Annotated in this window: 12 protein-coding genes; 9 read left to right on the forward strand and 3 right to left on the reverse strand. The window is 68.3% G+C overall.

Going from position 1 to position 19,097, the window contains the following annotated elements:
- Window positions 1-6: 6 nt before the first annotated feature.
- The 3 genes from DM480_RS08790 to DM480_RS08800 form a co-directional block, all read right to left on the reverse strand.
- Entirely contained in the window at window positions 7-681 is a 675-nt protein-coding gene (locus DM480_RS08790; protein ID WP_115381064.1) for a response regulator transcription factor, read from the reverse strand.
- A gap of 138 nt (window positions 682-819) precedes the next feature.
- Window positions 820-3,549 (reverse strand): DUF5695 domain-containing protein, encoded by a 2,730-nt coding sequence (locus DM480_RS08795; RefSeq protein ID WP_115378488.1) that lies wholly within the window; start codon window positions 3,547-3,549, stop codon window positions 820-822.
- A gap of 97 nt (window positions 3,550-3,646) precedes the next feature.
- Entirely contained in the window at window positions 3,647-6,601 is a 2,955-nt protein-coding gene (locus DM480_RS08800; protein ID WP_232833926.1) for a TonB-dependent receptor domain-containing protein, read from the reverse strand.
- A gap of 145 nt (window positions 6,602-6,746) precedes the next feature.
- Here DM480_RS08800 and DM480_RS08805 point away from each other — a divergent pair, with 145 nt between their 5' ends.
- The 9 genes from DM480_RS08805 to DM480_RS08845 all read left to right on the forward strand — a co-directional run bounded on the left by DM480_RS08805 (window position 6,747) and on the right by DM480_RS08845 (window position 19,095).
- Window positions 6,747-9,134: a glycoside hydrolase family 127 protein gene (locus DM480_RS08805; protein WP_115378490.1), complete on the forward strand. Its 2,388-nt coding sequence runs from the start codon at window positions 6,747-6,749 to the stop codon at window positions 9,132-9,134.
- Window positions 9,131-10,171 carry an Ldh family oxidoreductase gene (locus DM480_RS08810; RefSeq protein WP_198665780.1) on the forward strand — a complete coding sequence of 347 codons (1,041 nt, stop codon included), beginning with the start codon at window positions 9,131-9,133 and terminating at the stop codon, window positions 10,169-10,171. The genes DM480_RS08805 and DM480_RS08810 overlap by 4 nt, the downstream gene beginning before the upstream one ends.
- Entirely contained in the window at window positions 10,168-11,934 is a 1,767-nt protein-coding gene (locus tag DM480_RS08815; protein ID WP_115378491.1) for a DUF885 domain-containing protein, read from the forward strand. The genes DM480_RS08810 and DM480_RS08815 overlap by 4 nt, the downstream gene beginning before the upstream one ends.
- The gene (locus DM480_RS08820; protein WP_232833927.1) at window positions 11,931-13,475 is read left to right on the forward strand and encodes a family 43 glycosylhydrolase; all 1,545 of its coding nucleotides are present in this window, start codon (window positions 11,931-11,933) and stop codon (window positions 13,473-13,475) included. The genes DM480_RS08815 and DM480_RS08820 overlap by 4 nt, the downstream gene beginning before the upstream one ends.
- Before the next feature lie 44 nt (window positions 13,476-13,519).
- Complete coding sequence (locus DM480_RS08825; RefSeq protein WP_115378492.1) at window positions 13,520-14,443, forward strand: dihydrodipicolinate synthase family protein; 924 nt, start codon at window positions 13,520-13,522, stop codon at window positions 14,441-14,443.
- On the forward strand, window positions 14,443-15,441 hold the full coding sequence (locus tag DM480_RS08830) for a 4-hydroxyproline epimerase (RefSeq protein WP_115378493.1): 999 nt from the start codon (window positions 14,443-14,445) through the stop codon (window positions 15,439-15,441). Before DM480_RS08825 ends, DM480_RS08830 begins: the two co-directional genes overlap by 1 nt.
- 167 nt (window positions 15,442-15,608) lie before the next feature.
- On the forward strand, window positions 15,609-17,009 hold the full coding sequence (locus DM480_RS08835; RefSeq protein WP_115378494.1) for an amino acid permease: 1,401 nt from the start codon (window positions 15,609-15,611) through the stop codon (window positions 17,007-17,009).
- A gap of 40 nt (window positions 17,010-17,049) precedes the next feature.
- The gene (locus DM480_RS08840; protein WP_115378495.1) at window positions 17,050-17,481 is read left to right on the forward strand and encodes a hypothetical protein; all 432 of its coding nucleotides are present in this window, start codon (window positions 17,050-17,052) and stop codon (window positions 17,479-17,481) included.
- 117 nt (window positions 17,482-17,598) lie between these two features.
- Window positions 17,599-19,095, forward strand: a complete 1,497-nt coding sequence (locus tag DM480_RS08845; protein WP_115378496.1) for a CoA-acylating methylmalonate-semialdehyde dehydrogenase — start codon at window positions 17,599-17,601, stop codon at window positions 19,093-19,095.
- Window positions 19,096-19,097: the final 2 nt, after the last annotated feature.

Raw genomic sequence — 19,097 nt, forward strand, 5'->3', positions numbered from 1 at the left:
GCATCCTCATCCGCGCAGCATATAGCCCAGACCGCGTTTGGTCACGATCGGATCCTCGCCACCCGCCGCGGTCAGCTTGCGGCGCAGCATGCGCACCTGCGCATCGACGATGTTGGTGGTGGGTTCGAAGTCATAGCCCCAGACGCGCTCGAGCAGCATCGCGCGGGTCAGGATCATGTTCGGCTGGCGGGCGAGTTCGGTGAGCAGGCCCAGTTCCAGCTTGGTGAGGTCGAGCGGCATGTCGCCCCGCCAGGCGCGCAGCTGCGTCGGGCTGACGGTGATGTCGCCGGCGCGCAGCGTGTCGCCGGCCTTTTCCGTCCAGCCGCGCGCGCGGGCCAGCGCCTTCAGCCGCGCGTCGAGTTCGGGCGCGGGCGTCGGCTTGACGACATAATCGTCCGCGCCCGCCTCCAATCCCTCGACCTTCTCGACCGAGCGGCCGAGCGCGCTCAGCATCAGCACGGGCAGCGTCGCGCCGCTTTCGCGCAACCGCTGCAGCACCGTCGTCCCCTCCATCTGCGGCAGCATGCGGTCGAGGATCATCGCGTCGAAACTGTCGCGCGCCACCGCTTCCAGCGCGGCGACGCCGTTCGGCGCGATGGTGACGCGATGATCGAGCGCGCGCAGTTCCTCGGCCAGGGTGGCGGCATAAACCGTATCGTCCTCGACCAGCAGCAGGTCCATCGCGGGCATCCGTCGAATTGTCAGCGCCGAGCCTCTAGAACGCGACCGCATCGGGAGGAAGCGGATGCGCGCGAGATGACACTTTTGACACGATGCGGCGCATCAGGCGAGGGTGTCGATACCGGGCCGGCGCACCGCTCAGCGACGCACCAGCACGACCTGCGTCTGCCCGGCGCCGAGCGGGATCGTATAGCCGCCGCGCTCCACGGTGCCGGCGGACGGCACGAAGGCCGTGGTACCGGGCGTCGTCGCCTCGACGAACATCCGCGCCCGCGGCGTTGCCGCATCCGCCGGGTCGAGCGTCAGCACGATCCCCTTGCCGTCCGCCGCATAGTCCGCCCGCGCGATCTTGCCCGCCTCCAGCGTGATCCACTGGCCCGCCGGCGCGACGAACAGGCGCGAGCGCGCGCCGTCCTTCGGCACGATCGAGACGGCGCCGCCGGCACCTTCGCGCACGTCGCCACCAAAGCCCAGCCAGCCGAACGTCGCGTCCTTCACGAGATAGGTCGCGGCCGTATAGGCGTGCCCGAAAAAGCCCATGCCGTAATCGCCGCTATACGGGTCCCACTTCATCATGTCGGGCCAGCTGTGGAAGCCCGCGGAGGAGAAGCCGTCCTGCGCGATGTTGGTGATGCCGCCCATCATCCCGCCATAAGCGACGCGGAGCAGATGGAGGTCCGCGGGGTCGGCGCGATAGGCATCGAACAGCGGCACGGCATTCAGCGCCGATCCGTAATGGTGGATCTGCCGTTCGATCCGCGGATATTTGCCGCCGTACAGGAAATCCCAGTACCGGCGCGCATTGCCGTTATAGCCCCAGTGCGGGATCGTCGGATCGTATCCCAGGATGACTTCGCGCGTCGCGTCCGCCTGCGGCTGGAACCCGAAATAGCGCATCCACGCATAGACCTCCGGCTGACCAGTCGAATCCCATGCCATTTCCGATCCGAAGGGATATTTCAGGCCGCGCCAGCGATCGGCGCGCTTGCGCATCAGCGCCTCCATCTCGGTCGCTTGGCGCGTCCAGCCTTCGCGTTGCAGGTCCTTCAGGATATCGACGAAGACGTCCCCCTCCATCAGCCCGAATTCGGTATAATAGGGGGCGTCGCGCATCATCGCGACGACCGTCTGGTAGGCATGGTCGAGATACCACGGCCAGGCATGGCGTACGACGAGCCCCGGATGGTTGCGCGCCGTCCGGTACAGCACCCAATGGCCGATCGCGACGTGCGGGTAATTATAGGCGCGGCCCAGGTCGCCCGCGTCCTTCGGCTTCCACGCGGTCCAGCTGCGCCAGGCCTTGGGATCGCCGGGGTACAGCGTCGGGAATTTGGCGGGATCGTAATAGAACAGGCTCTTCTTGACCGCGCCGGCGTGCGGACCGTCGGCAACCTGAAGATTGCCGACGACGGTGCCGTCGATCATCCGTTCGAGCTTCGCGATCTCGCTGCGATCCGGATTGTCGAGCTGCTTCATCGTCGCCGCGACCCAGCTGCCCGCGCCGCCTTCGTCGCTCATTCCCGCGATCCACACGCGCGGCTCGACGTCGACGATCTTCTTCGCTTCGGCGTCATAGGTCAGGATCGCGGGCGATCGGCCGAACGGATCGCCCTTGCCCTCATACCATTGCCGGCTCGTCGCGAACCGGCCGAGATCGGCCATCGCCTGCGCCAGCGGTTTGGTGACGTAATAGCTCACCGTCTGCACCTGCCCGTCGGCATAGGTCAGCGTCAGGCGCGCACGCCCCCAGTGCCGGCCGCGGACGGAGAGCCGCGTCCAGCCGTGGACGGTGCCGGCGTGCGCCGTGTCGAGCGCGCCCGCAGGCCAGCTGTCGATCCGCGCGATCGGGCTCCTCGCCTTGACGAACACGGTCGCCGCGCTGTCCATCGGCACGACATAGCCCGGAATGCCGACCGCGACCGGGCGGCCCGCCGCCGCCAGCGTCGCCTCGATGCCGCGGATGGTCGGTGACGGCGTCAGCCGCACGCCGACCGTCATCGTCTCGCCCGGCGCCAGCGTGCGCGCGGTCGGCGCATTCCATTGCTCGCCCGCATCCTTCCACTCGCGATCCGCATAGCCGGCGGAATGGACGGTCCAGTCGTAGAAGCCCTCCGCCGTCTGTGCGCGCGGGCTCTTGTCGGTGAAGCTGGTCGCGCCATTTTTGTCGCCGGGCGTCCGCAGCGGGACATAGGCTTCCAGCGGCGTGCCGCGCTCGGGCGTCACCAGCAGCGCCGGGCCCTTCCCGTTCAGCCGCGTGACCTGAAGATAGCCGGCGTCGCGGCCGATATAGGGATCGACGAAGCTCGCCTGCGCATGCGCCTGATCCAAGGTACGGTCGGTGATGATGTTGTCGAACACCATCGGCAGGCCGAGCACGCCGATCTCCAGCGGGGCGCCGCTGGTGTTGCGGATGACGAACGACAGCGCGAGCTGCCCGCCCGCGTTGCGCCAGTGCCGCTCCACCGCTACGGGCGCATCCGCGCCGAGACTGGCGGTGATGTCCGCCGCCGCGATCGTCGTGCCGCGCGCGGGCAGCACGCGGATCGGCCGCCGCGCCGCCGCCGAATCGAGGTCGCGCCACGCCCCGCCCGGTGCCCGCACGCGCAGGTGGATGTCGCCGATGTGATTATAGCCGTCGCCCGCCCGCGCCGCCTCGCGGCCCGTCGGCACGAAGCTGAACCCCGGCTCCGCCGCGGGCGACAGGCGCGCGAGCGTCTGCGTGTCGCTCCGCAGCGCTACGCGAAACGGTCCGACCGTATAATCGCGCGTCGCGATCGGTGCGGGGATGATGGCCCGATCCGCTGGCATTTCCGCGACACCCGCGCTCGGGATGAGCAGCAGGAGCGACAGCAAGCGGACGGGGAACATCGGCGGACAGCCTTTCCTGTAAACGAACCGGAGCCCTGCACGTCACGACGCGACGCACAGGGCTCCGGCCTTGCCATTCCGGCAGGGTGTACGCCGGTCAGAACTTCACGGTAGCCCCGGCGAACAGGCGACGGCCGATTACGTCGTACACACCCGGATAGGTGTTGCCGTTGCCGAACACCGTCAGCAGGTTGGTATCGATCGCCGGCGGGTTCTTGTCGAACAGGTTGGTCGCACCCAGCCGCAGCGACAGATTGTCGTTGACGGTGAACGAGGCGGTCAGATCGAAGTAGTTATACGCCGGCAGGCGCGCATCGATCGGATCGGGGCTGCCGTTCAGGAACGAGTTGCTCGAGGTCGTCGACAGCGCGGTCGGGCCGATGTAGCGCCATGCCAGCGACAGGCTGGTGGACCGGTCCGGGCTCCAGGTCAGTCGGGCGTTGTGGCGCCATTCCGGCTGCGGCTGGCCACAGCTGAAGCCATAGAGCCCCGTACAGTCATAGGTACCGCCACCCGGCAGCGGCTGCGTCACCGACTGGAACAGCCAGGTGCCGACCATTTCGGCGCTCAGCTTGCCGAAACGGCCGAGGCCGACGTTCAGGTTGGTACCGAAATCGAGGCCCGACGTCAGCAGGAAGCCGGTGTTGAGCGTCGTCGAGACGACATAGCCGTTGGTGCCGAAAATCGCGCCGGTCACCGGATCGCGGCGGAACAGCCCGCAATAATAAGGGCTGCCGGTCTGGATACACTGGTTGATCGCGGTGTTGGGATCGATGCTGCCGATGTAATCCTTCACCTTGATGCGGAAATAGTCGACCGACAGCGACAGCGTGCGGCCGCCGTTGGGGGCGAAGACCGCGCCGCCCGTGATCGTATCGGCGGTCTCCGGCTTGACCGCCAGGTTGCCGCCGAACTGCGCGGTGCACTGGCCGGCCGGGCAGTCGATGATCAGCTTGTTGTTGTATTGCGCGGCCGTCACGCCGGTCAGCTGGCAGGCGGCGAGCGATGGCCGGCTCGGGTTGCTGCCCGCGCACGGATCGGCCGCATTGACGTTGCCGAGACTGAGCGGCGAGAACAGCTCGCCGACGTTGGGTGCGCGGATCGCGTGGTTGATGCTGCCGCGCAGGCGCAGCGGCTCGACGATCTGCCAGTTCAGCTCGCCCTTGTAGGTGAAGGCGGTGTAGGACGAATTGCGGCCGGTCGAATCCTGGCGGTTCTTGTAGCCGGAATAGCGGAAGCCGCCGTTCAGCGTCAGCGCGCGGAAGACGGGCTTGTCCTGCAGGATGGGGATTTCGATCTCGCCGAAACCTTCGGTCACCGAAATGATGCCGTCGGAATTCTGCGTGCCGTTGGCCAGCGCCTGTGCGTCGCCCTGGAAGATCAGGCTCTCGCGGCGATGCTCGCCGCCGATGACGATGCCGACGCCGTCGCGCGCCCAGGGGCTGGTGATGCCGAGCTTGCCGAGGTCGCCGGTGATCGATCCGGTCGCAACGTCGAGCTTGGTGCGCGCCATCGTCCGCGTCGGCGCATAGAGGTAATTGGCCTGCGCCGCGGTCAGGCCGTTCGCCTGGAACACGTTGATCGGGACACAGGCGGGATCGGTGCCGTTGAGCACGGACTGACAGGTGACGCCGCCCTTGCCGTCGGACACCGCGTAGAGCGCCTTGTTGGCTTTCGCGTTGTTGACGTCGTTCAGATATTGCTCGTCCAGGTCGGCCTGGCTCTTGAAGACGTCGAGGTCGTAGCTGAAGCCGCTGCCGAGGTCGCCGCGCACGCCGACCATGTAGCGGTAATATTCATGGCGCAGATTGTCGCGACGCGGCTGCGTCCCGTTGCCGCCCAGGCGATAGCCGATCAGCGTGTTCTGCGTCGCGGTGGTGCCGGCGGCGGCGCCGCACAGCTGTTGCTGCTGGCTCGCGCTCATCAGCGGGTTGTTGCACGGGATGGTGAAGACCGCACCCTGGAAGAGCGCGGACGGCGCGATCTGCGAGAAGGTGTGATCCCGCATGTACATGAAGCTGCCGTAGAATTGCGCGGCATCCGCGACCTTCAGGTGGACGAACGCGCCGCCGGTGACGCGGTCGTCGCTGCGCTGGAAATAGTTCAGCGGCGCATAATTATAGGCGTAGACCGAGCCGACATAGGGCACCCAGGTCTTGGTGCCGTCGATATTGTTGGTCAGTCGCTGCGCAACGTTGGGCCCGCCCAGCGGCACGAAGGTGCCGTAGGGGGTGTTGCTCGACCCGCCGCACGCGAAGCTGGTGCCGGTGGTATTGAGCGCGCAGGACGACACGTCGCGCGTCGCCTGGAGCACGGGCTCGGTATGGCGATAGCCGCCATAGACGGTGATGTTCAGCCGCCCGTCGAGGAAGTCCTTGCCATAGGCGCCGTTGATATCCTGCTTGGCCCCGTCGAACGTGTGCGTCGGCGCGGTCTGGTAACCGCGCGCCGAGACGATCGAGCGGATGAAGCTGTTGTCGTTGCTGTGGTCGGCGATGCTCGACTGCGCATCGAGGCGCAGCCCGTTGAGCTTGTCGCGCAGGATGAAGTTGACGACGCCCGACAGCGCGTCGGAACCATATACGGCAGAGGCGCCGCCGGTCAGCACGTCGACGCGCTCGACCAGCGCCGATGGCACGAAATTGATGTCGTTGGCCTGCGCGGGCAGCATGCGCTGGCCGTTGATCAGCGTCAGCACGCGGTTCGAGCCGAGGTTGCGCAGGTTGATCTGCGCCGTGCCGCTCGCACCGTTCGAGACGTTCTCGTTATCGTCGGCGGTGAACTGCGGCAGCCGGTTGAGCGCATTCTCGATATTGGTCGTACCCTGCAGCTGCAATTCCTGCGACGACACGGTGGTCAGCGGGCTGTTGCTGAGCAGTTCCGGCCGGCGAATGCGCGTGCCCGTCACGACGACGTCATCGGGCGTCTGCTGCGCATCCGGCGCTTCGGGTGGCGGCGCCGCGGTCTGTGCGAGTGCCCTGCCAGCCGACATCAATCCCGTCACCAAGGCAATGATGGCAGCCGATCGTCGTAGCGTGATGGTGTTTGTCATTGTCGTCGCGCCCCTTCGAGAAATTTTATTTCGATTCTCCCGTTACGTCATATCAAAGACATTATACGGTATGCGGTCAAGTGGTTTGTGGTTGACGACACCGCCTCGCTGGCGGAAAAGTATACGAAATAAGCGAGGGTGTGACATGGCGACGCGGCGAGCGGTGTTGGGCGGGATCGCCGGATCGATGGTGATGGCGCGCGCGCAAGGGGCATCCGCGACGGGCATGCAGCCGGCCGCGTCGGCGCGTGCCAGGTCGCTGCCGCTGGCTGCGGTGCGGTTGCGGCCGTCGGATTATGCGACCGCCGCCGGCGTCAACCGCACGTATCTGCTGCGCCTGCAGCCCGACCGGCTGCTGCACAATTTCCGCAAATATGCGGGCCTTGCGCCCAAGGCGGATATCTATGGCGGGTGGGAAAGCGACACGATCGCCGGCCATACGCTGGGCCATTACCTGTCCGCGCTGGTGCTGACGTGGCAGCAGACGGGCGATGCGGAGATGCGCCGCCGCGCCGACTATATCGTCGACGAACTCGCGCTGTGCCAGGCGAAGCGCGGCACCGGCTACGTCGGTGCGCTGGGGCGCAAGCGCAAGGACGGCACGATCGTCGACGGCGAGGAGATTTTCGGCGAGGTGATGAAGGGCGACATCCGCTCGGGCGGGTTCGACCTCAACGGTTCGTGGTCGCCGCTCTACACGGTGCACAAGGTGTTCGCCGGCCTGCTCGACGTCCATGCCGGCTGGGGCAATGCCGCCGCGCTACGCGTCGCCGAGGGGCTGGCGGGCTATTTCGCGCGCGTCTTCGCGGCGCTGTCGTCCGAACAGGTGCAGACGGTACTGGGCTGCGAATATGGCGGCCTCAACGAAAGCTACGCCGAACTCTACGCGCGCACCCGCGATCCGCGCTGGCTCGGCATGGCGACGCTCCTCTACGACAACCGCGTGCTTGATCCGCTCGCGCGCGGCGAGGACGGGCTCGCGAATCTCCACGCGAATACGCAGGTGCCAAAGCTGATCGGCCTCGCGCGCATCCACGAGGTGTCGGGCGGCGCGCCGGACAAGGCGAAGGCGGCGCGCTTCTTCTGGGAGACGGTGACGCAGCATCATAGCTACGTGATCGGCGGCAATGCCGACCGCGAATATTTCAGCGCGCCCGACACGATCGCACAGCACATCACCGAACAGACGTGCGAGCATTGCAACACCTACAACATGCTCAAGCTGACGCGGCATCTGTGGTCGTGGCAGCCGGACGGCGCCCTGTTCGACTATTACGAGCGCGCGCACCTGAACCACGTGATGAGCGCGCAGGACCCGGCAACGGGCGGCTTCACCTATATGACGCCGCTGATGAGCGCCGCGCCACGCGATTATTCGACGACGGCGGACGACGCCTTCTGGTGCTGCGTCGGATCAGGGATGGAAAGCCACGCCAAGCATGGCGAAAGCATCTTCGCCGAAGGGGACGACGGCACCTTTTACGTCAACCTCTACATTCCCGCCGACGCGCAATGGGCCGCGCGGGGCGCAACGGTCGGGCTCGACACCCGCTATCCGTTCGAAGGGGCGGCGACGCTGACCTTCGCGAAGGTGCGGCGCGGGCGCTTCCCGGTCGCGCTGCGCGTGCCGGGCTGGGCGGCGGGCAAGGCGGCGGTGACGGTCAACGACCGGCCGGTGACGCCCGTGATGGCGCGCGGCTATGCGACGGTGACGCGCGTGTGGCGGGCGGGCGACCGCATCGCGATCGCGCTGCCGCTCGACCTCCGGCTGGAAGCGACGCCGGGGGACCCGGACGTCGTCGCGGTCGTCCGCGGGCCGATGGTGCTCGCCGCCGATCTCGGGCCGGTCGAGGCCAAGTGGGACAAGCCCGACCCGGCGCTGGTCGGTGCCGACCTGATCGGCGGCTTCGCACTGCGCGATGCGGCAAAGGGCGTTTATGCGACGCGCGGCGTCGTCAGGCCTGCCGATGTGTCGTTTGTGCCCTTCTACCGCCAGTATCGCCGGCAGAGCGCGGTCTATTTCAAGTGTTTCACCGACGCCGCCTGGGCGAGCGAAGAGGCGAGCTACATCGCGGAGCAGGCGCGGTTGAAAGACATCGCCGCGCGCTCCGTCGACGTCATGCATCTGGGCGAGATGCAGCCAGAGCGCGACCACAAGCTCACCAGCGACATCTCCTATCCCGTCACCTATCGCGGGCGGCAGGGGCGCGATGCGCGGTCGGGCGGGTTCATCGAATTCGACATGACGACGCGGCCCGGGCCGCTGATCCTGCAGGCGACCTATTGGGGTGGCGAGCGGTCGCGCGATTTCGACATCCTGGTCGACAATGTGAAGGTCGCGACGCAGCATCTGGACGAGGATGCGCCGGGCAGGTTCTTCGACGTCGATTATCCGCTGGCCGAGGCATTGACTCGCGGCAAGGCGCGCGTGCGCGTGCGCATCGTGCCGCACGATCGCAGCAGCGCGGGTCCGATCTTCGGCATGCGCCTGTACACCGCCAAGCCCGCCGGCAAATCCGGGGCGATCGCGTGAGCGCGGCGGCGAGCGAGGCGGCAAGCGAGGAGGGCGTCCACCTGACGCTCGACGCCCTGCGCGACCTGGCGGTGACGAAGCTGCGCGCGGTCGGCCTCGCGCCGGATCATGCCGCGGCGGTGGCGGAAACGATGGTCGCGGGCGAGCGCGACGGCTGCGCCAGCCACGGCATCTACCGCCTGCTCGTCGCCGCGAACAGCGTGGCGAAGGGCGTGGTGGTGCCCGACGCGGTGCCGGTCGTCAGCGAACCCGCGCGCGCGCTAGTGCGCGTCGATGGCGGCGGAGGTTTCGCCCAGCTCGCTTTCGCGCGCGGCCTGCCGATGCTGGTGGACAAGGCGCGTGCGTTCGGCATCGCGGCGATGGCGCTCAACCGCGTCGTCCATTTCGCGGCCCTGTGGCCGGAGGTCGAGGCGCTGGCGGACGCGGGGCTCGCTGCGCTCGCCTTCACGCCCAGTCATGCCTGGGTCGCGCCGGCGGGCGGCACGCGGCCGGTGTTCGGCACCAACCCCATCGCCTTTGGCTGGCCGCGCCCCGGCGGTCCTCCCTTCGTCTTCGACTTCGCGACGAGCGCGGTGGCGCGCGGGGAGATCGAACTGCACCGCCGCGCCGGCAAGCCGGTGCCCGATGATTGGGGCTATGACGCGCAAGGCCGGCCGACGACCGCGGCGGACGCGGTGTTGGCAGGCGCGATGCGCACGTTCGGCGGGCACAAGGGCTCGGCGCTCGCCGCGATGGTGGAACTGGTCGCGGGGCCGCTGATCGGCGACATGACCAGCGCTGAATCGCTGGCCGCCGACCGCGGGCGCGGCGGATCGCCGATCGGCGGCGAGCTGATCGTCGCGATCGATCCCGCCGGCTTCCTGGGCGATACGGTGGCCGGGCATCTGGCGCGCGCGGAGGCGATGTTCGCCGCTATCGAGGATCAGGGCGCGCGGCTGCCGTCCAGCCGGCGTTATGCCGCGCGGACGCGCAGCCTCGCGGACGGCGTCGTCATCCCGGCGGCGCTCTATGCGGACATCATGAGGATCGGGGCATGAGCATTTTCGTCGCGGCGCTGTTGCTCGCCGCCCCCGCGCCCGCCATTGCGGCGCCGATGGTCGCCGCCGCGGTGCCCGGCAGCGCCGATGCGCGGTTAAAGGCGTTATACACCGACGAATATGCCTGGCGTCGCCGCATGCTCGCATCAGGCGACGCCAATCCCGGCGGCGACACGCGCCGCCTGCCCGATGTCGGCCCCGCGGCGCAGGCGGAGAAGCTGGCGCGCTGGACGCGCACCGCCGCCGCGCTCGCCGCGATCCGCCCGGCCGACCTGTCGGCCGCCGAGCGCATCAACTATCTGGTCTACCGGGGGCAGATCGACGCCTTGCTCGCCGAGCAGCGGTTTCGCGATTACGAGAAACCGCTCAATTCCGACACCAGCTTTTGGGGCGACGTCGCCGATGCGTCGCGCGGCGATTTCGTCCGCGAGAAGGATTATCGCGACTATATCGCGATGCTGCGCGACATGCCGCGCTATTTCGACCAGCAGATCGCCAACATGCGCGCAGGCCTGGCGCGCGGGTTCACGCCGCCGCAGGTGACGTTGAAGGGGCGCGACATCGGCGTCGCGCAGGTGGTGGAGGCGCGCAGTCCGGAAGAGTCGCTGTTTTACGCGCCGTTCCTGAAGATGCCGGCGACGATTCCCGCGGCGACGCAAAGCGCGCTGAAGGCGGAGGCCGCGGCGGCGATCCGCGCGGCGGTCGTGCCTGCGCATGCGAAGCTGCTCGCCTTCCTGCGCACCGACTATATCCCCGGCGCGCGCAAGACCATTGCGGCGTACGACCTGCCCGATGGCCGCGCCTATTATCGGTCGAAGGTCGCCGAATTCACCACGCAGGACCAGACGCCCGAGGATATCCACCGGATCGGCCTTGCCGAGATGGCGGCGATCCGCGCGCGGATGCAGGGGGTGATGACCGAGGTCGGCTTCAAGGGCGACCTGCCCGCATTCCTCGCCTTCCTGCGCAGCGATCCGCGATTCTACGCGAAGACGCCGCAGGATCTGCTCGATCGCGCGGCGTGGATCGCCAAGACGTTCGACGGTAAGGCGAGCCAGTATTTCGGCCATCTGCCGCGCGCGCGCTTCGCGATCAAACCGGTGCCGGCGGACCTTGCGCCCTTCTACACCAGCGGGCGCGGCGGGCCGGGCGTGTACCTGGTCAACACCTACAATCTGCCCGCGCGGCCGCTCTATTCGCTCGCTGCGCTGACGCTGCACGAAAGCGCGCCGGGCCACGCCTTCCAGATGCCGCTCGCCGCGGAGAATAGCGACCTGCCCGCATTCCGGCGCGACGGCTATCTGTCCGTCTACGGCGAGGGATGGGCCTTGTATTGCGAGGCGCTGGGCGAGGAGATGGGGATGTACGACACGCCCTACGACCGGTTCGGCATGCTGAGCTATCAGGCGTGGCGCGCGGCGCGGCTGGTCGTCGACACCGGTCTGCATGCAAAGGGCTGGACGCGCGAACAGGCGCAGCGGTACCTTCATGACAACACCGCGCTCGCCGATCACGAGATCGAGACGGAGGTCGACCGCTACATCGCATGGCCCGGGCAGGCGCTGAGCTATTACACCGGACAGCTGGCGATCCAGCGCGACCGGGCGCGGGCCGAGGCCGCGCTGGGGGCGAAGTTCGACATCCGCGCCTTCCACGATGCGATCCTGTCGCTCGGTTCGGTCCCCGTCTCGGTGCTCGACGCGCGTACCGACCAGCTGATCCGCGATGGCGGCAAGGGCCCCTATCCGGACGAGGAGAAGTGACGCCGGCCGCCGCGCTGTTCCTCGCCGCGATGGCGGGACAGGCGGCGCCGGAGACGATCGTCAGCCACGGCAACCCGATCCTCGCGGATGGCCGTTTTTATTCGACCGATCCCGCACCGATCGTCGTCGGCGACACGCTGTATATCCTCGCCGGCCGCGACGAGGCGCCCGACGGCGTCAACGATTTCATCATGAACGAATGGCAGCTGCTGTCGACGAAGGATCCGGGATCGGGCCGGTGGCAGCATTATCCGAATGTCGCGCGCCCGCACGATATCTTCGCCTGGGCCGAAGCGGGGCGCGCCTATGCCGGCCAGATCGTGCGGGGGGCGGACCGGCGCTTCTACCTCTATGCACCCGTGCTCCAGCGGGTCGGTCCGGCGAAGGACCGGTTCGCGATCGGCGTCGCGGTGGCGGACGATCCGCGCGGGCCGTGGCGCGACGCGCATCCCGCCGGGCCGATCATCTCGCAGATCGTACCGGTCGCGAACGACATCCAGAATATCGACCCGACCGTGCTGGTCGAGGACGAGGGCCGCGTGACGATCATCTGGGGCACGTTCGGCCAGCTGCGCGGCATGGCGCTGAAGCCCGATATGGTGACGCCCGCCGGGCCGGAGGTGACGCTGACCGGCGCGACCGGTTTCTTCGAGGCGCCGTGGCTGATGAAGCGGCGGGGCACCTATTACCTGCTCTATGCGGCAAACAATCCGGGGCCGGACAGCCCGTGCACGCCGACTCTGTATCACGCGTGCCAGGCCTATGCCTCCGCGCCGGGGCCGCTGGGGCCGTGGACCTATCGCGGCGTCGTGCTGCCGCCCGTGTCGTCGACCACGTCGCATGCCGGCGCGATCGAATTTCGCGGGCGCTGGTATCTCGCCTATCACACTGCCGACGCGGTGGGCGGCGGGCATTTCCGCCGGTCGGTCGCGATCGATCCGATGGCGTGGGACGACAGCGTCAGCCCCGCGGCGATCCGCCCGGTCGTGCCGACGCGGATCGCGCACACCGTCGTCGCGACGCGCAACGTCGCCACCGGCGCCAGCGTCGCGACCTCCGCCATGCCCGTCCCGGTGCAATTCTGGTTGCGCGCCGTCAACGACGGCATGGTGCGCGCCGCACCGCTGCCGCCCGACATGTGGAGCGACTGGCGCGGCGCCGCGACGCCGGCGCAGGCTTGGCTGGAATATCGCTGGCCATTGCCTGTGACGATCGAGGCGAGCCGCATCCGCTTCTTCACCGATCAGCCCGCAGGTGCGCGCGCAGGGACCGCGCCGCCGAAGGACTGGCGCCTCGAATATTGGCGGGATGGCCGCTGGCAGGGGGTAGCCGGCGTGGTCCACCATGGCCGCGATGCCGCGGGCTTCGACACCGTCATCTTTCCACCGATCACGACGCGATGCCTGCGCGCCGTCTTCACCGCATCGGGCGATACGCGTGGCCATGCCGCGGTGGCGGTGGAGGAGTGGGAGGCCCTGGCGCCGCGCGCCGCCCCGCCACCATCGCCGCCGCACGATGTCGCACCCCCTTGTGCGACATGATCGAAAACCGTATACGATCATCAATCCATCAGAAAGGTTTTGGCATGACAGTGGCTTGGAAGGGCGTGTTCCCCGCCGTGACGACGCAGATCCGCGCGGACATGAGCATCGACCTCGCCGATACGCAGCGCGTCGTCGACGACCTGATCCGCGACGGCGTGACCGGCGTGATCGCGCTCGGCACGGTCGGCGAGAACAATTCGCTCGACTACGACGAGAAGGTCACCGTCCTGTCGGCGATCGTCGAGGTGGTCGACGGCCGCGTGCCCGTCATCACCGGCGTGTCGGAATATGATACGCGCCGCGCGGTGCGCTATGCCCAGGCGGCCGAGAAAGCGGGGGCCGACGGGCTGATGCTGCTGCCGCCGATGGTCTATGTGCCCAAGGCGCACGAGTTGGTGAACCACTTCAAGGGCGTCGCCGAGCAGACCGGCCTGCCGATCATGCTCTACAACAATCCGCCCGCCTATCGTACGGTGATCGACCAGGAGGTTCTTTCCGCCCTCGTCGACGTCAAGAACATCGTCGCGGTCAAGGAAAGCGCGCCCGACACGCGCCGCTTCACCGATTTCCGAAACGCGTTCGGCGATCGCTACGTGCTGTTCGCGGGGTTGGACGACGTGGCGCTCGAGGGGCTGTATCTGGGCGCGCAGGGCTGGGTGTCGGGCCTGACCAACGCCTTCCCGCAGGAATCGGTGGAACTGGTCCGCGCGTTCGAGCGGGGCGATCATGCCAAGGCGATGGAAATCTATCGCTGGTTCATGCCGCTCCTGCACCTCGACGCCGAGCACGATCTCGTCCAGTCGATCAAGCTCGCGGAGCAGGTGATGGGCCGTGGGTCGGAGCGCGTGCTGCCGCCGCGCTACGTGCTGGAGGGCGCGCGCCGCGCCGAGGTGATCGCGATGGTCGAAAAGGCGGCGGCGACGCGCCCGACGCTCGGCGCGACCGAGGCGCGTATCGCCGCCTGATGCGCCACACCTTCTTCTGCATCGACGGTCACACCGCCGGCAACCCCGTCCGCCTCGTTGCGGGCGGGGCGCCGTTGCTGAAGGGCGCGTCGATGTCGGAGCGGCGGCAGGATTTCCTGACCCGCTTCGACTGGATCCGCACCGGGCTGTGTTTCGAACCGCGCGGCCACGACATGATGTCGGGCGGGTTCCTGTATCCGCCGACGACGACCGATGCCGATATCGGCATCCTGTTCATCGAGACGTCGGGCTGCCTGCCGATGTGCGGGCACGGCACGATCGGCATGGTGACGTTCGGGCTGGAGCATGGGTTGATCCAGCCGGCGACGCCGGGGCGGCTGAAGGTCGAGGTGCCCGCCGGCGTCATCGACATCGCTTACGAGACCGCGGGCGACAAGGTGACCGCGGTGCGCATCACCAACGTCCCCGCCTATGTCGCCGCGAAGGGTGTTGCGGTCGATGTCGAGGGCATCGGGCCGCTCAGCATCGACGTCGCTTATGGCGGCAATTATTACGCGATCATCGAACCGCAGGGGCAATATGCCGGGCTCGACGCGATGGGCGCGAGCCGGCTGGTCGAACTGTCGGGCCGCATCCGCGAGGCGGTGCGCGCGAAATGCGAGCCGGTCCACCCGCTCGACCCGACGATCCGCGGCGTCAGCCACATCCTGTGGGCGGATAAGCCGCGCAGCAATGACGCCGACGGCCGCAACGCGGTCTTCTACGGTGACAAGGCGATCGATCGCAGCCCGTGCGGCACGGGCACGTCGGCGCGGCTGGCGCATCTCGCCGATCGGGGCACGCTGAAGGTCGGCGACCGCTTCGTCCACGAAAGCTACATCGGCAGCCGCTTCGTCGGCCGGGTCGAGGCGGCGACGATGCTGGGCGACACGCCCGCGATCGTGCCCTCGATCGAAGGGTCGGCGATCGCGACCGGGTTCAACACGATCTGGATCGACCGCGCGGATGCGTTCTGGGAGGGGTTTCAGGTACAGTGACGTTTCAATCCTCCCCTGCTTCGCAGGGGAGGGGGACCGCCAGCCGCAGGCTGGCGGTGGAGGGGCCGCCCCGGGGCGGTGTCGCGTGCGGCTGCCCCTCCACCACGCCTTCGGCGTGGTCCCCCTCCCCGCGGAGCGGGGAGGATCGAAGACATTAGGGGGTGCGCATGTTCGGACCACGCAAGAGTCTCGCCGCCGTCACGCAGCATGAAGCGGGCCGGGCGCTCGCCAAGACGCTGTCGTGGCCGCATCTGATCGCGCTCGGCGTGGGGGCCATCGTCGGCACGGGCATCTACACGCTGACCGGCGTCGGGGCGGAGCGCGCGGGGCCGGCAGTGATCCTCGCCTTCGCGATCGCCGGCGCGGTCTGCGCCTGCGCCGCGCTCGCCTATGCCGAACTCGCAACGATGATCCCCGCGGCGGGCAGCGCCTATACGTTCAGCTATGCTGCGCTCGGCGAGGGCGTCGCCTGGATCGTCGGGTGGAGCCTGATCCTCGAATATTCGCTCGCCTGTTCGACCGTCGCGGTCGGCTGGTCGGGCTATCTGGTCGGCTGGATCCAGTCCGCGGGCATCCACCTGCCGCCGGCGCTGCTCAGCGGCCCGCACGGCGGCGGCATCCTCAACCTGCCCGCGGTGGTCGTGGCGCTGGCGGTGATGGGCATGCTCGTCGCGGGGACGCGCGAAAGCGCGACGCTCAACATCGTGCTCGTCATCGTCAAGCTGGTGGCGCTGGGCGTGTTCATCGCCTTCGCGTTTCCTGCGTTCAACGCCGACAACCTCCACCCGTTCATGCCCTATGGCTTCGCCTCGGTCGAAAGCGGCGGCGAGAAGCGCGGCGTGATGGCGGCGGCCGCGATCGTCTTCTTCGCCTTCTACGGCTTCGACGCGGTCGCGACTTCTGCCGAGGAAGCGAAGCGGCCGGGGCGCGACCTGACGATCGGTATCGTCGGATCGATGCTGGTGTGCACGATCATCTACATGGCGGTCGCGATCGCCGCGGTCGGCGCGCTGCCCTTCCGCCAGCTCGCCAATTCGCCCGAGCCGCTCGCCCTGGTGCTGCGCAGCCTCGGCCAGCCGCTGGCGGGGCATCTGATCGCGCTCGCCGCGATCGTCGCGCTGCCGTCGGTCATCCTGGTGATGATGTACGGACAGAGCCGCATCTTCTTCGTCATGGCGCGCGACGGCCTGCTGCCCCGCGGGCTCGCCACCGTATCCCCGCGCACCGGCGCGCCGACCCGGATCACGGTGCTGACCGGCGTGTCGATCGCGATCGTCGCCGGGCTGTTCCGGCTCGACGAGATCGCGGAACTCGCCAATGCGGGCACGCTGCTCGCCTTCATCGCGGTCGGCGCGTGCCTCATGGTGCTGCGCAGGACGGCGCCCGACCAGCCGCGGCTGTTCCGCTGCCCGGCGCCCTATGTCGTCGGCACGCTCGCGATCCTGGGCTGCATCTACCTGCTCGCCAGCCTGCCGTCGGCGACGCTGGTGCGGTTCGTGATCTGGAACATACTCGGCCTGCTGCTCTACTTCGCCTATGGCCGGCGACGGAGCCTCGCTGCCGCCTGACGCGTTGCGCGCATCGGAATCCACGTTGGAAGGTTAGCCGATGCGTGCCCTGTTCGCTCTTTTGCTCGTCGCCGTCGCAGCGCCCGCCGCGGCGCTCGACCGCACACCCGCGCAGGCGCGCGACGTGGTCGCGCGCTATTACGCCGCGCTGGACCGCGGCGCCTATCGCACCGCCTATATGCTGTGGGACCGGAGCGGGCAGGCGAGCGGGCAGAGCTATGCCGGGTTCGTCCGCGGCTTCGCGCGCACCGCGCACACGCGCGTCGTCACCGGCGCACCGACCGACATGGAAGGCGCGGCGGGGTCGTCGTACATCACCGTGCCCGTCAGGGTTTATGCGACGCTGAAGAATGGCGCGGCGCAGCGCTTCACCGGCACCTATACCTTGCGCCGCGTCAACGACGTCCCCGGCGCGACGCCAGCACAGCTGAGCTGGCATCTCTCGGCAGCAAAGCTGCGCCAGGCGCGCTGAGCCGCCGATCAGCCGGCGCAACATTCGTTCGCCCCGCCGTTATCCTCTTGCGCGACGCGCGCAGGCCTGCGAACGGGCGGACAAGGCCCGCGTGAGAGCGGACAAGGAGGATAGAGGATGCGTACGATCGATCATCTGATCGTCGGTCATGCAGGTGGCGCCGCCGCGCGCAGCAGCGATGTGTTCGACCCCAATACGGGTCAGGTCCAGGCGCGCGTGTCGCTGGGCACGCAAGCCGATCTCGATCATGCCATCGCTGCGGCGCAAAAGGCGCAACCCGGCTGGGCGGCGACCAATCCGCAACGCCGCGCGCGCGTCATGTTCCGCTTCAAGGAACTGGTCGAGCGCGAGATGGACGCGCTCGCGCACCTTCTCAGCTCGGAACACGGCAAGGTGATCGCCGACGCAAAGGGCGACATCCAGCGCGGGCTGGAGGTGATCGAATTCGCCTGCGGCATCCCGCACGTGCTGAAGGGCGAATATACGCAAGGCGCGGGGCCGGGCATCGACGTCTATTCGATGCGTCAGCCGCTCGGTATCGGCGCCGGCATCACGCCGTTCAACTTCCCGGCGATGATCCCGATGTGGATGTTCGGCGTCGCGATCGCGTGCGGCAACGCCTTCATCCTGAAGCCCAGCGAGCGCGATCCGTCGGTGCCGGTGCGCCTTGCTGAGCTGATGCTGGAAGCCGGCGCGCCGGAGGGCATCCTGCAGGTCGTGCACGGCGACAAGGAGATGGTCGACGCGATCCTCGATAATCCCGCGATCGCCGCCGTGAGCTTCGTCGGTTCCAGCGACATCGCGCATTACGTCTATCGCCGCGGCGTCGAGGCGGGCAAGCGCGTCCAGGCGATGGGCGGCGCCAAGAACCACGGCATCGTCATGCCCGACGCCGACCTCGACCAGGTCGTCGCCGACCTGTCGGGCGCGGCATTCGGTTCGGCGGGCGAGCGGTGCATGGCGCTCCCCGTCGTGGTGCCCGTCGGCGAGGATACCGCCGACGCCCTGCGCGAAAAGCTGATCCCCGCGATCCGCGCGCTTCGCGTCGGCGTGTCGACCGATGCGGAGGCGCATTACGGCCCGGTGGTCAACGCGGCGCACAAGCAACGCGTCGAGAACTGGATCGGCACCGCAGTCGACGAGGGCGCGGAGCTGGTCGTCGACGGCCGCGGCTTCAGCCTGCAGGGGCATGAGGACGGCTTCTTCGTCGGCCCGACGCTGCTCGACCGGGTCACGCCGCAGATGCGATCCTATCAGGAGGAAATCTTCGGCCCCGTCCTCCAGATCGTGCGCGCGCCCGATTTCGAGACTGCGCTTCGCCTGCCGAGCGAGCATCAATATGGCAATGGCGTCGCGATCTTCACGCGCAACGGCCATGCCGCGCGCGAATTCGCCGCGCGCGTCAACGTCGGCATGGTCGGGATCAATGTGCCGATTCCGGTGCCCGTCGCCTATCACACGTTCGGCGGATGGAAGCGCAGCGCGTTCGGCGACGTCAACCAGCACGGCACCGAGGGCGTGCGCTTCTGGACCAAGGTCAAGACGGTGACGCAACGCTGGCCCGACGGCGCGCCCGATGGTGGCAATGCGTTCGTCATCCCGACGATGGGGTGAAT

The sequence above is a fragment of the Sphingomonas sp. FARSPH genome (assembly GCF_003355005.1).
Classification (GTDB): Bacteria; Pseudomonadota; Alphaproteobacteria; order Sphingomonadales; family Sphingomonadaceae; genus Sphingomonas.